The organism is Algorimicrobium bowmanii, assembly GCF_054031195.1.
The window spans coordinates 376,872-395,634 of sequence record NZ_CM132929.1 but is presented as its reverse complement, the minus strand read 5'-3'; the positions used below and the strand labels follow the sequence as shown (position 1 = coordinate 395,634).

The 18,763-nt window shown below is 33.6% G+C and carries 17 protein-coding genes; 2 read left to right on the top strand and 15 right to left on the bottom strand.

Annotation, left to right across the window (positions count from 1 at the left end):
* Window positions 1-32 precede the first annotated feature (32 nt).
* From ACW5R3_RS01730 to ACW5R3_RS01685, 10 genes are read right to left on the bottom strand one after another with little or no spacing between them, the layout of a single operon-like run.
* Entirely contained in the window at window positions 33-467 is a 435-nt protein-coding gene (locus ACW5R3_RS01730; protein WP_456577899.1) for a DUF2061 domain-containing protein, read from the bottom strand.
* Window positions 468-1,262: a 3'(2'),5'-bisphosphate nucleotidase CysQ gene (cysQ, locus tag ACW5R3_RS01725; RefSeq protein ID WP_456578843.1), complete on the bottom strand. Its 795-nt coding sequence runs from the start codon at window positions 1,260-1,262 to the stop codon at window positions 468-470. It abuts the gene before it with no gap.
* Window positions 1,255-2,106: a dTDP-4-dehydrorhamnose reductase gene (rfbD, locus tag ACW5R3_RS01720; RefSeq protein WP_456577898.1), complete on the bottom strand. Its 852-nt coding sequence runs from the start codon at window positions 2,104-2,106 to the stop codon at window positions 1,255-1,257. The genes cysQ and rfbD overlap by 8 nt, the downstream gene beginning before the upstream one ends.
* Window positions 2,103-2,648 (bottom strand): dTDP-4-dehydrorhamnose 3,5-epimerase, encoded by a 546-nt coding sequence (gene rfbC / locus ACW5R3_RS01715; RefSeq protein ID WP_456577897.1) that lies wholly within the window; start codon window positions 2,646-2,648, stop codon window positions 2,103-2,105. Before rfbC ends, rfbD begins: the two co-directional genes overlap by 4 nt.
* On the bottom strand, window positions 2,648-3,514 hold the full coding sequence (gene rfbA, locus ACW5R3_RS01710) for a glucose-1-phosphate thymidylyltransferase RfbA (protein ID WP_456577896.1): 867 nt from the start codon (window positions 3,512-3,514) through the stop codon (window positions 2,648-2,650). Before rfbA ends, rfbC begins: the two co-directional genes overlap by 1 nt.
* 54 nt (window positions 3,515-3,568) lie before the next feature.
* Window positions 3,569-4,624, bottom strand: coding sequence for a dTDP-glucose 4,6-dehydratase (gene rfbB / locus ACW5R3_RS01705; RefSeq protein ID WP_456577895.1), 1,056 nt, complete (start codon window positions 4,622-4,624; stop codon window positions 3,569-3,571).
* Window positions 4,614-5,681, bottom strand: coding sequence for a hypothetical protein (locus ACW5R3_RS01700; RefSeq protein WP_456577894.1), 1,068 nt, complete (start codon window positions 5,679-5,681; stop codon window positions 4,614-4,616). The genes rfbB and ACW5R3_RS01700 overlap by 11 nt, the downstream gene beginning before the upstream one ends.
* A gap of 6 nt (window positions 5,682-5,687) precedes the next feature.
* Window positions 5,688-7,382: a DUF6909 family protein gene (locus tag ACW5R3_RS01695; RefSeq protein ID WP_456577893.1), complete on the bottom strand. Its 1,695-nt coding sequence runs from the start codon at window positions 7,380-7,382 to the stop codon at window positions 5,688-5,690.
* 28 nt (window positions 7,383-7,410) lie between these two features.
* Window positions 7,411-8,913 carry a GH3 auxin-responsive promoter family protein gene (locus tag ACW5R3_RS01690; protein ID WP_456577892.1) on the bottom strand — a complete coding sequence of 501 codons (1,503 nt, stop codon included), beginning with the start codon at window positions 8,911-8,913 and terminating at the stop codon, window positions 7,411-7,413.
* On the bottom strand, window positions 8,913-9,782 hold the full coding sequence (locus tag ACW5R3_RS01685; protein WP_456577891.1) for a M23 family metallopeptidase: 870 nt from the start codon (window positions 9,780-9,782) through the stop codon (window positions 8,913-8,915). Before ACW5R3_RS01685 ends, ACW5R3_RS01690 begins: the two co-directional genes overlap by 1 nt.
* Window positions 9,783-9,898: 116 nt before the next feature.
* On the opposite strand from ACW5R3_RS01685, the gene ACW5R3_RS01680 reads away from it, so the two are divergent.
* On the top strand, window positions 9,899-10,075 hold the full coding sequence (locus ACW5R3_RS01680; RefSeq protein WP_456577890.1) for a twin-arginine translocase TatA/TatE family subunit: 177 nt from the start codon (window positions 9,899-9,901) through the stop codon (window positions 10,073-10,075).
* Window positions 10,076-10,143: 68 nt separating this feature from the next.
* On the opposite strand, the gene ACW5R3_RS01675 is transcribed toward ACW5R3_RS01680, so the two are convergent.
* From ACW5R3_RS01675 to ACW5R3_RS01665, 3 genes are all read right to left on the bottom strand, one after another.
* Window positions 10,144-11,121: a DUF4837 family protein gene (locus ACW5R3_RS01675; protein ID WP_456577889.1), complete on the bottom strand. Its 978-nt coding sequence runs from the start codon at window positions 11,119-11,121 to the stop codon at window positions 10,144-10,146.
* Between the two features lie 23 nt (window positions 11,122-11,144).
* Entirely contained in the window at window positions 11,145-12,668 is a 1,524-nt protein-coding gene (locus ACW5R3_RS01670) for a LysM peptidoglycan-binding domain-containing protein (RefSeq protein ID WP_456578842.1), read from the bottom strand.
* A 145-nt stretch (window positions 12,669-12,813) separates the two neighbouring features.
* Window positions 12,814-14,001 (bottom strand): phosphoglycerate kinase, encoded by a 1,188-nt coding sequence (locus tag ACW5R3_RS01665; protein ID WP_456577888.1) that lies wholly within the window; start codon window positions 13,999-14,001, stop codon window positions 12,814-12,816.
* Between the two features lie 187 nt (window positions 14,002-14,188).
* On the opposite strand from ACW5R3_RS01665, the gene ACW5R3_RS01660 reads away from it, so the two are divergent.
* The gene (locus ACW5R3_RS01660; protein ID WP_456577887.1) at window positions 14,189-15,343 is read left to right on the top strand and encodes a DNA polymerase III subunit; all 1,155 of its coding nucleotides are present in this window, start codon (window positions 14,189-14,191) and stop codon (window positions 15,341-15,343) included.
* A gap of 37 nt (window positions 15,344-15,380) precedes the next feature.
* On the opposite strand, the gene ACW5R3_RS01655 is transcribed toward ACW5R3_RS01660, so the two are convergent.
* Window positions 15,381-16,226 (bottom strand): DUF4249 domain-containing protein, encoded by an 846-nt coding sequence (locus ACW5R3_RS01655; RefSeq protein WP_456577886.1) that lies wholly within the window; start codon window positions 16,224-16,226, stop codon window positions 15,381-15,383.
* A gap of 4 nt (window positions 16,227-16,230) precedes the next feature.
* Window positions 16,231-18,606, bottom strand: coding sequence for a TonB-dependent receptor (locus ACW5R3_RS01650; RefSeq protein ID WP_456577885.1), 2,376 nt, complete (start codon window positions 18,604-18,606; stop codon window positions 16,231-16,233).
* Between the last annotated feature and the right edge of the window lie 157 nt (window positions 18,607-18,763).

The window sequence follows — 18,763 nt, the reverse complement described above, 5'->3', positions numbered from 1 at the left end:
AAGAGTGTATTTGCTTAAAACTTTATTAGATATTATGACTCCTGATTATTTCTATCGGAAAGTCCGAAATTAATTTTATACCAAACACGTTCATGCAAATAATATAATAGCATTTTCGTAACAATTTCGGCAAAACCAATTTTTAAAGCTGCTGTTGGGTCGCCAGAGATTATCCAAGCCAATGTCATGGTATCTATTGTGCCCACCAAGCGCCAAGTTACTGTTTTAGCTAAATGGCGTTTCCTACTCTCTAACGTAACACCTTCTTTAGAAAGGTTTATTTTATACCACACACGTTCATGAAGGTAATATAAAATACTTTTGGTTGTAACTTCGGCAAAGCCAATTTTAAGCCCCGCATAAGGATCTCCTGTTACAATCCACGATAGAATAATGGTATCAATGGTTCCAACAAACCGCCATGTAATGGTTTTAGCAATATGTCTTTTATAAGAAACGTCTGCCATTTATTTACGCACTAAAAAGTAGCTATTTAATAGGTTTTCTTTGTTATATGCTAAAGGTTTGTTTGTTTCTTTTGATATGACGTGAAGTCCAACAGCATTACAAATGGCATGACCTGCTGCTGTATCCCACTCCATTGTGGGTGCATAGCGCGGATACACGTCGGCATTTCCTTCGGCTACCAAACAAAACTTCAATGAGCTTCCTTTTGATACGATATCAACTGTTTTTCCTTGAGCTTTTAAGTCTTCAACAAAATCTAATGTATCTTGATTCATATGCGAACGACTCCCTACAACCTCAACATTTGTGCTTTCATTATTTTTAGGTTGTATTGGTTTTGCCAATTCCAACACCGTTTCTATTGCAGTTTCATGTGATTCCAAGCTAACTTTATAAGCCTCGTTTTCAGACACGTTAGCATAATACAGTGTTTTAATAGCAGGCACATAAATAACACCTAGTTCTGGTTTCCCGTTTGTTACCAACGCAATATTAACCGTAAACTCTCCATTGCGCTTAATAAACTCTTTAGTTCCATCAACAGGATCTACAACCCAGCACGTTTCCCAATTTTTTCTTACTTCGTAATCGGTTTGCTTATTTTCTTCTGAAATTATTGGTGTTTCCGTTGGAATTAAAAATGAGTTAATAACGTCATTTGCTTTTTTATCCGCTTCAGTTAATGGAGATTTATCATCCTTTATTTCTACTGAAAAAGCCGTATCATAAACATCCATGATTACCTTTCCTGCTGCCAACGATGCCTCTATAGCTATTTGTAAATTTTTATTCATCATACTTTAATAATGCTTGCTTTAAACTATCATTCCAATGAGGAATTTCAATCTGCAATGCTGATTTAATTTTAGATTTGTCCAAAACACTAAATGCCGGACGTTTTGCTGGTGTTGGGTATTCAGATGTTTTTATAGGCAATAGCTTTAAACTCGCTTTTGTTTGATCAAAAATAGCTTTTGCAAAATCGTACCAACTCGCAACACCTTCATTACTGAAATGATAAAGACCATACTCCTCATTATTTGTAGTTATTAGCTGCATAACTACTTGTGCTAAATCTTTAGCATACGTTGGTGTTCCAACCTGATCTGAAACAACACTCAACTGCTCTTTATCCTTAGATAAACGAATCATGGTTTTCATAAAGTTAGCTCCGTGTTCGGAATACAGCCAAGCTGTTCTTAAAATAAAATATTTGGAAAGTGTTTCTGCTATTTCGCGTTCACCATCTAATTTGGTTTGCCCATATACACCAATTGGGTTTACAGAATCGGTTTCCGAATAAAGCGTTGATTTACTACCATCAAAAACAAAATCGGTAGAAATATGAATTAATGTAGCCTGAGATGCTTTACAAGCTTCTGCTAAATTTTTAGCGCCAATCTCATTAACTTTTTTAGCTAATTCTGGTTCACTTTCAGCTTTATCTACAGCGGTATAAGCGGCACAATTAATACAAAAATCAACCTTATTCGTTTTAAAAAAAGCTTGTACTTTTTCTGCATTGGTAATATCTAAACTCCCCGAATCTGTATATATAAAATTACAATTAGGAGCCTCAACATCTTTAATACATTGCGCTAATTGGCCTTGACCTCCTGTTACTAAAATATTAATCATGATTTAGCTGCTTCTAGTTTTGGTAGTATTATATCTTTTTCAGAAACTAAAAGAGAGGCTTCGGGTAATTGCCAATCAATATTTAAAGTTGGATCATTATAAATAATACCACCTTCAGACTCTTTATTATAATAATTATCACATTTATATGAGAAGATAGCTGTTTCACTTAACACCACAAATCCGTGGGCAAAACCTCTAGGAACAAATAATTGTTTTTTATTAGTTTCAGTAAGTTCAACCGCTACATACTGTCCGTAAGTAGGTGAGTTTTTTCGAATATCGACTGCGACATCTAAAACACTACCTTTAACAACACGCACGAGTTTAGCTTGTGCATGTGCTCCTGTTTGATAGTGTAAACCACGTAAAACTCCTTTGGTAGAAAACGATTCGTTATCCTGCACAAATTCAACATTTAAACCGGTTCCTTGGTTAAATGTATTCAAATTAAAAGACTCAAAGAAGTAACCTCTTTTATCTTCAAAAACGCGTGGTTCAATTATAAAGCACCCTTGTAATTTTGTTTCTTGTATTTTCATTAATTCTTATTCAATAAACCTAATAAATTTTTTCCATACCCACTTTTTAAAAGCGGTTTTGCTAAAGCCGTAAAGGTTTCCTCTGAAATGTAACCCATCTCATAAGCTGCAGCCTCAATAGAACCTATTTTTAATCCTTGACGCTCTTCCAGAACCTCAACAAACTGCGATGCTTGCATTAACGACTGAAAAGTACCAGTATCCAACCAAGCCGTACCTCTATCTAAAATACTCACGCTTAATTTATCTTGTTCTAAATACGCTTTATTTACATCTGTTATTTCCAACTCACCACGGTGACTTGGCTTAATATTTTTAGCTATATCTACTACAGAGTTATCATAAAAATAAATTCCAGGTACCGCATAATTAGATTTCGGTTTTTCTGGTTTTTCTTCAATTGATATAGCTTGTCCATCGGCATTAAACTCTACCACACCATAACGTTCTGGATCATGAACACGATAGGCGTAAATAATACCACCCTGAGGATCGTTATTACTTTGCAATAGCTTAGCTAATCCTGTTCCATAAAAAATATTATCGCCTAATATAAGCGCTACTTTATCAGATCCAATAAACTCTTCTCCTATAATAAAGGCTTCTGCAAGTCCGTTTGGAGCTTCTTGTACGGCATATTGAAAATTACAACCGTATTTTTTTCCATCGCCCAATAGATCCTTAAAAAGCGGTAAATCTTTAGGGGTAGAAATTATTAAAATGTCTTTTATTCCAGCATACATTAAAGTGGAAAGCGGATAGTAAATCATGGGTTTATCATAAATAGGCATAAGTTGCTTACTTACTGATAATGTTAACGGGTGAAGTCTAGTTCCTGATCCTCCAGCGAGTATAATTCCTTTCATTCAATTTTAAATTTACAGTTTCCTAATAGCTTGCTGGCTTGCAAACATTGAAATCTAATTATATTGTTTTTTGTAATACGATTGATAAGCGCCACTTGTAACGCTTTGCAACCAATCATCATTATTTAAATACCAATTAATGGTTTTTGCTAAACCTTGCTCGAATGTTACAGAAGGCTCCCATCCTAATTCATTTTTAATTTTAGAGGCATCAATAGCGTATCTTAAATCATGACCAGGACGATCTTTCACATAAGTAATTAGTTTTTGAGATGATCCAGGCTCTCTATTAAGTGCGGTATCCATTTGCTCGCACAATAGAGTTACCAAATCGATGTTTTTCCATTCATTAAATCCACCAATATTATAGGTTTCACCGGAAGCTCCTTTATGAAATATTAAATCGATAGCAATGGCATGATCTTTTACATATAGCCAATCTCTAGTGTAATTTCCATCGCCATAAACAGGTAATGGTTTTTCATTAATAATATTATTAATAAACAACGGAATTAACTTTTCAGGAAATTGATTTTGCCCATAATTATTAGAACAATTAGATACAACGTACGGCATACCATATGTTTCTCCATAAGCTCTTACAAAGTGATCGGAGCTTGCTTTTGAAGCTGAGTAAGGTGAATTAGGGTCGTATGATGTTGTTTCTGTAAACAAGCCTGTTTCGCCTAATGTTCCATAAACCTCATCGGTACTAATATGGTAAAATAACTTGCCTTCAAAATTATCTTTCCAAGTGTTTTTAAAGGCGTTTAAAAGGTTCATGGTGCCAATAACATTGGTTCTAACAAATGCTAATGGATCTTCAATTGAACGATCTACATGAGATTCAGCTGCAAGATGAATCACACTATCAAACTGGTATTGTTTAAATAGTTCGTTCATTTTAGCTTCATCCGTGATATCAGCCTTTATAAATGTATAATTTGGTTTGTTTTCAATATCTGTTAAATTCTCAAGGTTACCCGCATAGGTAAGTGCGTCAAGATTATAAATATGATAATCTGGATAATTTTCTACAAATAACCTTACCGCATGTGAACCAATAAAGCCAGCACCTCCAGTTATTAAAATTGATTGATTACGCTTCATATGATTTCACAAATTTTACAGTTTTTCTTAAAATATATCCTACACACAGAAGTATGAAAGCTAACACAGGAAAGATTAAAGAGTATTTATCTGTCCATTCAGAGCTTTTCATACCCACTCGTTGAAAGCTAGAAATAACATCGTAAAACACATCTTCATCTACCTTTTTCTCTTGCAGCGCTTTTAACTCATTTCGTAAGCTAATTTCCTTTTCTAATAAATCGTATTCACGTGTATTGGATTTGTCTTTACTAAAAGAAAAGCCTTCTCCTCCTAAGGTAAACTCTTGAGCCTGTGATTCCGATTCGCTTTCTAAAACTTTAATATAAATTTGTTGAAGTGAATCGACCTCTTTTAATTGCGCAACAATATTGTCTTTCTGAATAGATAGTAAAGAATCACGTTTTTGCATTCTCTTTTCAGAATAGCCATTGGTAAACGAATTGGTTACACCCTTTTCTAAGTCTTTAAAAATATCATTCCTTGTTGCATAAACAGATACTTGAAATAAATCATCACTATAAACGCTTCTATTGGAAATAAAATCATCGTAAGTTATTTCTTCGGCACTAGTAGTGTCTATGGACTGTAAGAACTGGTGATACTGAACAATTCTATTATTTTCAGTTTCCGGTCCAGGCTCTATAGCAAATTCTACAATATTAGTAGCCTCTTGTTCGTCAATTTCAAAAATTTCAGAAAGCGATTGATAATCATCATTATCCAATAAAGCATTGTAATACCCAATGTTTGTTATAAACTGGTATTTAGAGTCGAAATAAGGCTTGATTAACATGGAAGAACTGTAAACTGTTGGCTTACTTTTCTCCAAAACATAACCTAAAACGCCAGCCAAAACCATTACAATAACGATTAGTTTTATGTTGACAATTACTGCTTTTAAAGTAAAAATTATTATTGAAAAAATACCTTTAAAAATAGAAGCTATAAAATTAACAAGCTTATTAAAAGCATTTCCAATAATTTTAAACAAATGTACCAAGTCGATTTCCTCAGAGCTATTTTGCTTACTTGGTTTTTGTAGGTTCTCGTTCATATGAATTTATTGATTATTAAAAATTTGTTGTAATATTTTTCTTGTAATTAAATAGGTAGGCTTCACTCCGGATGTTCCTAATCCTCCAGAGGCTAATGTACCTCCTGTTTCTAATGGGTTATCACTAGCGTAATAAGCATAGCGCACCTTAACATCTGGGTTTATGGTTTTTCTTACTTTAGAAGCAGACTGAATAGCTTTTTGATAATGTGCACCTTCCATTTCTAGTCCAATTACATGCCATGTGGAATTGTAAAAGAACTTTAAAATATCTTTATTCTGTAAAGATGTTCCTAAAACAGTTATCATGGAGCCTTCAAAAACCTCTAAACCATGACCTTCTAAATCGGCTTTAGATAATTCGTTTGTAAATGGATAATTATCAGCTGTACCTTCAAAAATATGGGCCGAAGGAATCATAATATCGCCTTTTCCTCCTTCTAAGATACCGGCTTTCCCCATAATGGACACCGAAGCTACATTTAAATGAATTCTTTCATCGCCAATTAGAGCTGGTTTTAAGAGTTCATCTATTGTTTCATAAGCTTGTTCGCCAAACGCATAATCCATAACAAAAATTATGGGTTTCTCTGAGTCCTTAGAGGTTTCGTCAACATCTAAGTCTGTTTTAGATAAATCTAATTTAGCAGTATCAAAAATTTGAACATCAATGTTAGTTCCAGAACTATCCGGAATATATATCATGCCATTTTTTAATGCCTGATCAGTAACTTTAGTACGTAAAGCTTCGTTATTTTTTTTACTCAACTCTTCATATGCCTGAAAAATTGTTTTCTTAGCTAACAAACTCTTAAGCGCCATTGGGCTATAAAGCGTATTCATAACACTGTGCATATTAGCACTAATGATATGTATTGGTCGCTCTAAAAGATTATTTTCATGAAGGATATTTTTAATATTATCTGCCCAAATTTCACCATGGATATGGTGACCTAATCGTTCGCGTAATACCGGGCTAAACGTTATGGTACGTTTGTTATTGTTTATAACCTCTTCAATGGCTAATTTTCCTAACCAATACACAATGTGTAATAAACGCTCTGGTTGTTCTGGAGTTTGAAATTCTTTATATACCGAACTTAATTCTTCAAAGGTTCTTCCTAAAATATTGGCGGTATGAGTAATTGCTATTTCCCGTTCGTTTTGACTTAGCTTCTTTTTAGATAAAACCGCTTTTTCTAACTTAATCCAATCGCGCGTGGTATTACCAACCTCATCAATTATAACACGTTTACTAATCTTATGAGATTCCACAAACATAAATGTTAGGTGGGTAAGAATATCATAAATTTCAGAACGACCTCTAGTTACTTCAATATTCATCTGTTCATCGTCAATACGGTAACAGTTGCGTCGTCTTTTAGGAGGAATTATAGGTTTAAAATGTGAGTTACCGTAACCTTCATCACTTGTAAGGTTAATAAACATACACTCTTCAATACCTTGTGGTAATCTATCTATAACATATAGCAGGCCTTCTAATTCGGCTTTTTCATCACCTATAGAGCCGTAAATTTCTGGACGTAAAAGTAATAGTGCCTCACGTAATGTTTCACCAGAAACACCCATAGGCTTATAAAAACCACGATTGAATAAATGCCTCATGGTTATATACATTCTTTCAATCGCATTTGAGCTTTCTTGAGCTCTCGTCCTAGCATGATGCTTTTTCTTATTCATAAAATCTGTTTAATTCTCAAATATACTATTATTTAATCAAATTCAAATCGTAGATTTTATCGGCAATTTTACGGTCGTTTGATAATCGAGGTAATTTATTCTGACCTCCTAATTTTCCTATAGATTTCATATAATTTTGAAACCCGTTTTTTTTCACCTTAGCTATTTTTAAAGGTTGTAAAACGTTTCCCTTTATCAAATCGAAATAATAACTGTTTTGATTTTGCAGCGCTTGATCGACTAGCTGCGCCAGGTTATCAACGTCTACATCTTCTTTTTCAAACTCTATAAACCATTCATGATAGGGTAATCCTGATTCTGGATTTATCTGTGGTGCCACAGTAAACTCAGTAATTTGAATATCTGTTTGAGCAATACTTTCTTCTAAGGCTTGCTCAACTTCTTTTCCAATAACATGCTCGCCAAACGCCGAAATAAAATGTTTAATACGACCGGAAACGATTACACGATACGGATTTATTGATGTAAACATAACTGTATCACCCACATTATAAGCCCAAAGTCCAGCATTAGTTGATATTATCATAACATAATTAACACCTACTTGTACATCTTTAATTATTAGTCGTTCTGGATTTTCATCAAAAAAAGTATCTGCTTCTATAAACTCATAAAAAATTCCAGAGTTTAAAAGCAGCAACATGCCTTTTTCATCTTGCTTATCTTGGTAAGCAAAAAAACCTTCGCTAGCAGGATATAGTTCTATACTATCAACTTTTCTACCTATTAAATTCTCAAATTTAGCACGGTAGGGTTCAAAATTGACACCACCGAAAATAAAGAGTTTAAAATTTTTAAAAACATCACCTACAGGCTTACCTGTTTTTTCATGAATTTTCTCAAAATACATTTGTACCCAAGATGGAATTCCAGAAATAACCGTCATATTTTCGGGAAGTGTTTCATGAACAATAGCTTCTACTTTTGTTTCCCAATCTTCAATACAGTTAGTTTTTAAGGAAGGCACCCTGTTTTTTTGCAAGTATTTAGGCACATAATGCGCTACAATTCCTGATAAACGCCCTAATTGAATACCGTTTTGCTCCTGTAGGATAGGACTTCCTTGTAGAAAAATCATTTTTCCTGAAACAAACTTTGAGTTTCCGGTTTCATGAATATAACTTAAAATAGCATTTCTAGCTGCGTTAATATGCGAGGGCATACTTTCTTTTGTTAATGGGATATATTTTGCTCCAGATGTCGTTCCTGACGTTTTAGCAAAATAAAGTGGTTTCCCTTTCCATAGTACATCTTGCTCTCCAGCTACAACACGCTCAACATAAGGTTTTAGATCCTCGTAATCCCGAATAGGGACATGTTTTACAAAATCGGCATGTGTTTTTATTTTTGAAAAAGCATGATCTTTACCAAATGCTGTAATAGCAGCATCCTTTATAAGCTGCTGTCGTATTTTTTCTTGAGTTTCAATGGGGTTTTCAATCCATTTTTGCTCCGTTTTTATAACGTAATCTGCAAAAAGTTTTGCGAGTATCGCTTTAAGTGAAAACATTATTTAAAGTCTATAAAGTTAGTTGGATTAATAGGGTAACCATCACTCCAAAGTTCAAAATGAAGATGTGGCCCTGTAGTTATTTCACCGGTGTTTCCGGTAGTAGCTATAACCTCACCAGCCGTAACAACATCGCCTTGTGTTTTAGTTAATAATGCATTATGCTTATAAACAGAAATTAAATTCTGACTATGTTCTAAAATAATAACATAACCACCTTCGGTTGTCCAATCGGAAAAAATAACTGTACCATCGGCAGTTGCTTTAACCGGTGTGTCTTTTTCAGCAATAATATCAACGGCATAATGTTTTTCTTTAACATTATATGCCTGTGAGATATCTCCCAAAACGGGTGGATATAAAATAAAACTTGAGTTTAGTTTTGCTGACTCAAACAGATTATACTTATCCTCTTTTTTAACTTTTTCACGTAATAGTGAATCGGCTTTTATAGGTGATAAATCAACCGATTTAGCTTCTTCCTTTGTGGCTTCAATTAAAGAATCCTTATTAAAATCTACCGTATCAACTTCGCCATAAAGTACTTTTTTAATAGATGAAAAATACTGTTCATTTATAGCTATCACCCGCTGTAAAGAATCGGTTTTATAATTTAATTCTGTAGCTCGCTTTTTTAAAGCTACTGAGGAATAGCCGGGAATATATTCGCGAAGCGGTGTAAATGCAATAAGAATAGTTGTTGCAACCACTAAAAAAATAGCAGATAAAGAAAGTAAAACAAACACATTTAATCGTGTCAATTTTAAAGATATACGCTCCTCAAAAGTATCCTCGTTTAAAACAACTAAACGGTACTTATTAAGTAGTTTTTTTGTAAACTTCCTGGGTTTCTTTTTTTTATCAGCCATAGGTCTCACAAAATTAATTAAAATTATGGACTATCGTATTTAGTTATCACTAAAGTTACTGTTAATACGCATATATTAAAGTTTAATTATTAACTTTGCACTTTAAATTGATAATTATGAATTTACTTATGATACCGTTAGTAATTGGCTGGCCACAAATAGTTTTGATAGCTGTTGTTATTCTATTAATTTTTGGTGGTAAAAAGATCCCGGAACTTATGCGCGGACTAGGTAGCGGAATTAAAGAATTTAAAGACGCTAGTAAAGAAGAAGAAACTGATAAAAAAGAGTAATCTTTTTAGTTCATACAAAAAAACCCAACATTAACATGTTGGGTTTTTTTGTATGCTATTGGTTTTATTTATTTAAAGTCTATCGACTTAATAATAGCCTCTAATTCAAACATATAATCACGTTTACTAACTGAAGGCGCAAAAGCAAATCCTTCTACAACTAAAAGCCTGTTATTTGCTTTATCGTCTATAACATAATTCACAAAAGGTCCAGACATGAAGGCATTTTTAACATCCCATATTCCACGTGTTTCAAAAGCTAACTTATCATCAATAGTTGTTTTTGCTAAAAATGGCGTGTAAGCATCTTCTGTTATCATAAAGGAGCCATCTAGTGGTCCCGGAATGTGTTTCTGACCAATTGAATCTCTTATTTTAATTATTTCACCTACTAAACTATCTGTATCCGTAACTCTATTATAAGGCAACTCATACAATAAGATATTAGTTGTTCCTGTTGTAATATCTTTTCGAATCCAATAGAATTTATCATCTTCAGTTGCTATCCTATACGCAGATGGAAAGTTAATAGCTATCCCTAACTTCTCTTGAATGGTATTATTCTCATGAAGCGATAGTTTAATACGGCGTTGCTGTTCTTTTATTTCTTCATTTTTAAGCGCTGTAACTATCTGACCGGCATTATCTGTTATTTGCTTTGAAATAGCTTCAGCGTTCTTACCTGATACCACTACTACACGTTGTGGTCTTGCAAAAACATTATTAGCAATTTTCACATTTGACGAATCGCTTTTTTCAATTTTTAAAACGATACGACTATTTCTAGCAAACCCTGTAAAAACAGTTGGTGGTATTTGACTTAAAATAAATAACGGTTCGTCTTGTGGCAACCCATGTACTGGAGCTGCTAAAATATTTCTAATAGATTCACCTACGCTTCCATCCCATAAATCGTTATCAATAACCACTGATAAGTTATTAATTTTTCCAGAAGACTCCGAAAGTATACGTGTGTTTGAAGATTTTCCATCATTACAAGCTGTAACAAGTAAAAACGATACTAAAACAAGTAAAAATTTTTGCATAATGAGACCTTTATTTAATGAGTTTAGCTCTTGGAAAGTTTTAATTTCATTCCAGGTTTTAAATTGTTACCACTAATATCGTTCCAATCTCTAATATTTTGGACTGAAATTCCTGAAAATTTTTGTGAGATACTCCATAACGAATCGCCATTACGTACAGTATACGTTTTTGGAGCTGATTTAGAACTACTTGCCGTAGATGCATTCGCTACCGGTTTTCTTGGGTAAATTGTTAATCGTTGACCTATACGTAAATTATTACTCCGTAAACCATTCCATTTTTTTATCTGACTAACACGCACGCCATACTTACGAGCTATTAAACCTAAATAATCACCCGATTTTACACGGTAACGCACTTTACTTTCACTATCAAAAAACTGAGGAAGTGGCTTTTCTCTAGCCTCAAATTCAGCTTTTGCCACACTATAAATGGTATCTTCGTTAGTTACAAAAGCACCAACTGCAGAAAGCGGTAATCGTAGTGCATAATTTTCGCCTGCAACAACAGGAATAATATCTAACTTATACGATGGATTTAAAAACTGTAACACTTCCATTTCAACACCTGTAGCTTCAGAAACCTGATCTAAAGATATCATTTGTTTAACCTGAATGGTATCTGTCTGGAAATATTGAATATCTGGTTTTTCAGCTATTAAACCATGCTCTTCAGCATATTCAAAAATATACATTGTAGCCAAAAACGCTGGTAAATATCCAGCTGTTTCACGAGGTAAATTATGACGAATATTCCAATAGTTCTCATAACCGCCAGAACGCCTAATAGCTTTCAGTACATTTCCGGGGCCAGAATTATAAGCAGCTAAAGCTAAATCCCAATCGCCAAACATTGTGTATAGCGTAGCTAAATACTTGGCTGCTGCTTTTGTTGATTTAATAGGATCGCTACGTTCATCAACATAACTACTAACATTTAAACCATATTCCTTACCGGTAGCAAACATAAATTGCCATAAACCCGTTGCTCCTACACGTGAGCGTGCACGTGGCTTTAATGCCGACTCCACAATAGCTAAGTACTTAATTTCTAAAGGTACATCTGCAGCATCTAGTTCTTGTTCGAATAGGGGAAAATAAAAATAACTTACCCCCATTAACCGCTCGAAATACCCCCGACGTGTTTTTAAAAAAGATTTAATAACACTTTCTAAAGAAGGATTATAGGCTATATTAAAAGGTGTTTTAGCATTCAGCTTTTCTAAACGTAATTTTAACGTATCGGTAGGTAATTCTGGTAGATAAACAGCTTCATAGTCTAGTTTAGAAACAGTATTGTAAATTGTGTCATACAACGTATTATTATAAAGTTCCTTTTGCCATTTAGCATCAATCTCTGCCGCTAACTTTAAATCTTTAAGCGATTTTAAGTCTATAGAATCTGGCGTAATTTCAATTTGTTTTTTATAGAACTTTTCACCGGCAATAATAGTATCTATTTCATATGTTTCACCGGCTATTAATTGTGATTCTGGTATGTGTGCTTTTATCACATTTGTAGGAATAGAATCTTGAGCATAAAGCATATTTCCACAGAGAAAAGCACAACAAAAACAAAGGGTTATTTGTTTTTTTATACTTTCTATAAAAGGATATTGGGTATGCATTAAAGTTTTTATTGCTTTTAAAATTATCACGAATTTGATTTTAATATTTGGGGCATTTGAGATACTACTCTAGTATCGCTGCAATTCCAGGAAGTGTTTTACCCTCTAAGCTTTCAAGCATTGCACCTCCTCCAGTACTTACATAACTAACCTGATCATCAAGTTCAAATTGTTTAACTGCCGCTACAGAATCACCTCCTCCTACTAACGAAAAAGCACCTTCTTTTGTTGCCTCGGCAATAGCATAACCTAATGCAATAGTTCCTTTAGCAAAATTTGGCATTTCAAATACTCCTAAAGGACCATTCCATAATATGGTTTTAGATTCCTTTACAACCAATCCAAATTTTTCTTCAGTAAGTGGCCCAACATCTAATCCCATCCAACCATCTGGAATTTCATCTACAGGACAGGTATTGGTATGTGCGTTATTATCAAAAGCATCCGCTATAACCGCATCAACAGGTAAGTGTACTTCTACATTTTTACTTTTAGCTTTCTCTAAAATACGTTTTGCTAAATCTAATTTATCATCTTCAACTAGGGAGTTACCAACTTGCCCTCCCAAAGCTTTTACAAATGTAAATGTCATTCCTCCACCAATAATTAGGTGGTCTATTTTATCTAAAATATTATCGATAATCGTAATTTTACTTGACACTTTTGCCCCACCAAGAATGGCACAAACAGGCTTTTCTCCAGTATTCATTACTTTATCAATACTTTTAATTTCTTGAGCCAATAAATAACCAAAACATTTACTTTCTGGAAAAAACTTAGCAATCACTGCTGTTGATGCATGTGCTCTGTGTGCTGTTCCGAAAGCATCATTAACATAAATATCTCCTAATTTTGATAATTTTTCAGCAAACGCTTCGTCTCCTGCTGTTTCCTCATCGTGAAATCTTAAATTTTCTAATAAAAGAACCTGACCCGGCTCTAAGTTAGCCACAGCCGCTTCAGCTTCATCACCTACAGCGTTGGATACAAAAATGGTTTCAACACCAATAATATCTTCTACTTTCTCTACAATATGCTTTAAAGAAAATTTATCTTCAACACCTTTTGGACGCCCTAGATGAGACATTAATACACAGCTACCACCGTCCTCAAGAATTTTAATTATGGTTGGTTTGGCTGCCTGAATTCTTGTGGTATCACCTACTTGTAATTCGGCATCTAAAGGCACATTAAAATCAACACGAATTAATGCTTTCTTGTTTTCAAAATTAAAATCGTCTAATGTTTTCATAATAGTATAGTGTTCTGTTTAGTCCTGTTGAAAGGTTGGTGAAATATCATCAATTCACAAATATATATTTTTCAGTTTATACAGACTTCATATTTAGGCTTACTTTAATAGTTTTAGCAATTATTAAATGGCTGTTTCTTTTAAATTCTGCTTCTTTAAAATGAAAAAAAATATGTAGGTTTGCTGTATGCTATTTAGTGATATTCTCGGTCAAGAACATATAAAAAAACATTTAACGCAAAGTGCTGATAATGGCAGGGTTCCGCATGCACAATTGTTTGTTGGGCCAGAAGGTTCTGGTACATTACCCATGGCAATAGCCTACGCCCAATATTTACTTTGTAAAAACGATCAAGGTGAAAACACCAATGGTAATGAAGCTTGTAATTTGAAATTTAAAAATTTTGGACATCCAGATTTACACTTTGCATTTCCAGTAGCATCAAATTCAAAAATAAAAAAGCACCCAGTTTCTAGTAATTTTTTAGAAGAGTGGCGTGAACTTTTAAATGAACAACCTTACGGTAATTTATTTGACTGGTACAAAAAAATTGGAATTGAAAAAAAACAAGGGCGTATTGGTGTTGATGAAGCGCATGAAATTGTAAAAGCATTAACATTAAAATCTTATGAAGGTGGACATAAGATTATGCTTATTTGGATGGCTGAACGCATGAACATGGAAGCCGCCAATAAATTGCTAAAACTAATTGAAGAACCGCCAAATAAAACTATTTTCATTTTAGTAGCAGAAGACGAGGAACAGCTTATAAATACTATTAGATCGCGGTGCCAGATTTTACATTTCCCGCCTTTAGCTGAAGATGTGATAATAAACTCATTAATTAAAAACTACCAGTTAGAAGCTACTATAGCAGCAAAAATAGCCCATCAATCTGATGGTAACTACAACAAGGCCTGTGATTTAGTTTATCACGATAGTGAAGACACACAGTTTGAAACATGGTTTATTTTTTGGATTAGAAGTGCCTTTAAAGCTAAAGGAAACAAAACAGCAATTCACGATTTAATAACATGGAGTGAAGACATAGCTAAAACTGGTAGAGAAACTCAAAAACAATTTTTACAATTCTGTTTAGATTTTTTCAGGCAAGCTATGCTACTTAACTACGGTGCTGAGAATTTGGTATTTTTTGAACCTAAAACTGAAGGGTTTAAATTAGAAAAATTTGCACCCTTTGTACATGGAAATAACATTGTTGATATCTCAAATGAAATTCAAGATGCCATTTACCACATAGAGCGTAATGGAAATGCTAAGATTATCCTCACAGATTTATCTATAAAATTAACTAGATTACTTCATAAAAAAGCCAGTTAAAATATTAACTGGCTTTTTTATTTATCTATTACGAAGGTTATTCAAAGGTATACGAATCTGAATCTACTTGAACCACTCTAAAATACCCAAAAGCATAGTTTTCAGGATTTGTTTCATTAATACAATTTCCGCGTATTTCTGCAGGTGTAGCAGAAAAAGGATTACCTCCTGTATTGTACTGCTCTATTAATAATTTCATGTAATTATAATAAGGTTCTGAAATACCATACAAGTCTACATCCACTACATCACCTACTTCAAAAGGATATTCATTTGCGTCTTCATCTTCATCCTTTTCCCAAAAATTATGAATTTCATTTCCGTTAGTAAACTCATCTGATAAGTCTTTTAACGTAGCAAATAAATCACCTGTTTCTTGATAACGTATTAAGTAAAAGTTCTCTTCATCTTCGGGATCATCAAAGTAGAGATTAAGCTCTAAAAGTTCATCATCAAAACCACCTTCAGTTGATTGTGTTAAACGTTTAATATCGGGGCCAGGAATTAGCGTTTCTGTAGCTGAATATGTTTGATTATTATAGTTAATTTCTAATTGATAGGTATCTCCTAATACAGGTACAAAACTAGCTGTTGTATACAAGCCGTTGTTGGCATCAGCAAATACAAACACCTCATTTGTATCCATATTAGTAACTTGAACTAAAGCTCCTGTTACTGCTGTATTAGTTGCAGTATCAAAATATGGTGATGACAAACTTAATTCAACAACTTGCTCATTTCCTAAAGTACCTTTCTCCCAATCCAAAGACGCCTCTACAACCAATCGTGGGCTTGCCGTTGGCACATCGACATCAATAACATCTTCACAAGCGTAGAAGCTCATAAAACACCCTATTATAGCTAATTTTATACGTAAGTTCATGTTGTTAAAATTTAAAATTATAGGTTACTGAAGGTATAATACCGAAAATTGAAATTCTTGTTGCTTCATTTTGTCCAGTTTGACTGTTCTGATTAAAAGAAATAGAGGCTGCATTTTTTCTATTATATAAATTATAAATACCAAATACCCACTCCCCTTTCCAACGCCTGTCTGGCTTGTTATTTGGCTTATAAATTGCAGATACATCTAATCTGTGATATGCCGGTAACCTGTTTTCATTTCTATTAGAGTATGTAGCTATAGACAAGTCTTCATAAGAGTATTGTCCGTTAGGATACGTTACAGGACGGCCTGTTTGATAGACGAAAATAGAACTTAAGCTCCACTTATCGGACAGTTCATATACACCTGTAATAGAAATATCATGTGTTCTATCATATGGCGTATTATACCACTGACCATTGTTTATTCCTGGACCTCCAGCATTGCCTCCTAATGTGCGTTGCTCTGATTTTGATAGCGTATATGCTAACCAACCAGTAAAACGCCCCCTATTTTTACGAAGTAAAACCTCTAAACCATAAGCTCTAGCCTCACCATCTAGTATTTCTGTTTCTATATTATTATTACCTATTAAATCGGAGCCATCTATATAATCAATGCGATTATCAATGGTTTTATAATAGGTTTCTAACTCTAATGAATAGGTGTTATTTTTAAATCTTCTATAATACCCAATAGCGTATTGATTGGATAATTGTGGTTTAATATAAGTACCACTTGGTGTCCATACATCTAACGGTGTTACGGAAGATGTGTTAGATAATAAATGTAAGTACTGTGACGATTTTGTATAGCTAGCCTTTACAGATGAAACATTATTTAACTGATAAGATAAACCTAAGCGAGGTTCGAAATTATGAAACGTTTCTATACTTTCATTTTTATCATAGTAGGTATCATAGGCAAATTCACCACGCTCATATATACCCAATTGACTATTATAAACAACTGGTTGATTGTTAACATAAGTACTTATATTTTGCCCTCCCAATCTATTAAAAGTACTTAAACGCAGACCATATTGCGCTGTTAATTTATCGGTTATTTTATGTTCGGCACTAACGTATAAACCTCCTTCAAAAGCGCGATTATCGTCTAATTTTAAATAATTAACAGGTGATGAATCTGATGTAGGACTAACCTCTCCAGGGTTCAGATTATACGAAATTCCACTTAAACCAAAATCTAGTTTAATTTTATCATTAAGGTAATAACTTAAATCGTATTTCAGGTTGAAATTTTGAATATCGGCAACCCAATCCAACTCAACAAAATCTAATACAATCTGATAGTCGTATTTACTGTAAATTAAAGAGAGATTAGAAAACAATTTATTATTAAAAACATGATTCCATCTTAGGTTTCCTGTTACATTCCCATAGTTATTTTCTAATATTTTTGAAAGATTAAAAGCATCTCTACCGTAATATGCTGATAAATAAATTTTGTTGTTTTTATTTATTTCATAATTGGTTTTTAGATTTAAATCATAGAAAGAAATTTTATCATCTTTAAAATCATCCATCATTTTGAGAAACAAGTGCGCATAAGAGGTTCTTCCAGCAACTAAAAACGAACCTTTTTCCTTAAATAACGGACCTTCTGCTGTAAGTCTGCTAGAAATTAAACCAATACCACCGGTAAGATTATAATCCTTACTATTACCATCCTTTTGACGAACATCCAACACCGAGGAAACCCTACCACCAAACTTAGCAGGAACATCCCCTTTATAGAGGTTAATATCTTTTATGGCATCGGCATTAAAAACGGAGAAAAAACCAAAAAAATGTGAGGTATTATAAATAATAGCCTCGTCTAACAACACTAAATTCTGATCGGCTGCACCACCTCTAACATTAAAACCCGAAGATCCCTCACCACTGTTAGTAACCCCTGGAAGCATTTGAATAGACTTTAAAACATCGACTTCACCTAAAACTGCTGGCATTTTTTTTATGGTTGCCGATTTTAGTTTAGCCACACTCATCTGAGGTGTTTTAATACTCATTTGCTCCGATTCTTCTGCCACAATAACAACTTCTTCTAAAGATGTTGAAGACTGAGAAAGCTCAAAATTTATAGTGAGATCTTCATTTAAAACTACAGGCTGTGATAAGGTTTCATACCCCATATAAGAAACAACCAAGGTATAAGAGCCTTGATTTGCCTGAAGCGTAAAAAAACCGTATTCATTTGTTACAGCACCAATTGTTGTTCCTTTTAAAAAAACAGTTGCACCCAACAAGGTTTCACCATTTTCTATGTCTTTAATTGTACCGCTTACACCATAGGTTTCTTGGGCAATTATAAAAGATGAAAACAATAGACAAATACCTAAAAAAAAGTGTTTCATTTTATGGGGTTCTATATTTTACAATGGGTGTTTAAATTACAAACGAATAAGCGATACTTTTGTTACAGTTAATTTATATAATAACACTTTTAAATAAATAGTCAATAAGTTTATAGTTAGACAAACTTTACAAAGTTACACTGTAAACTCAATTTTG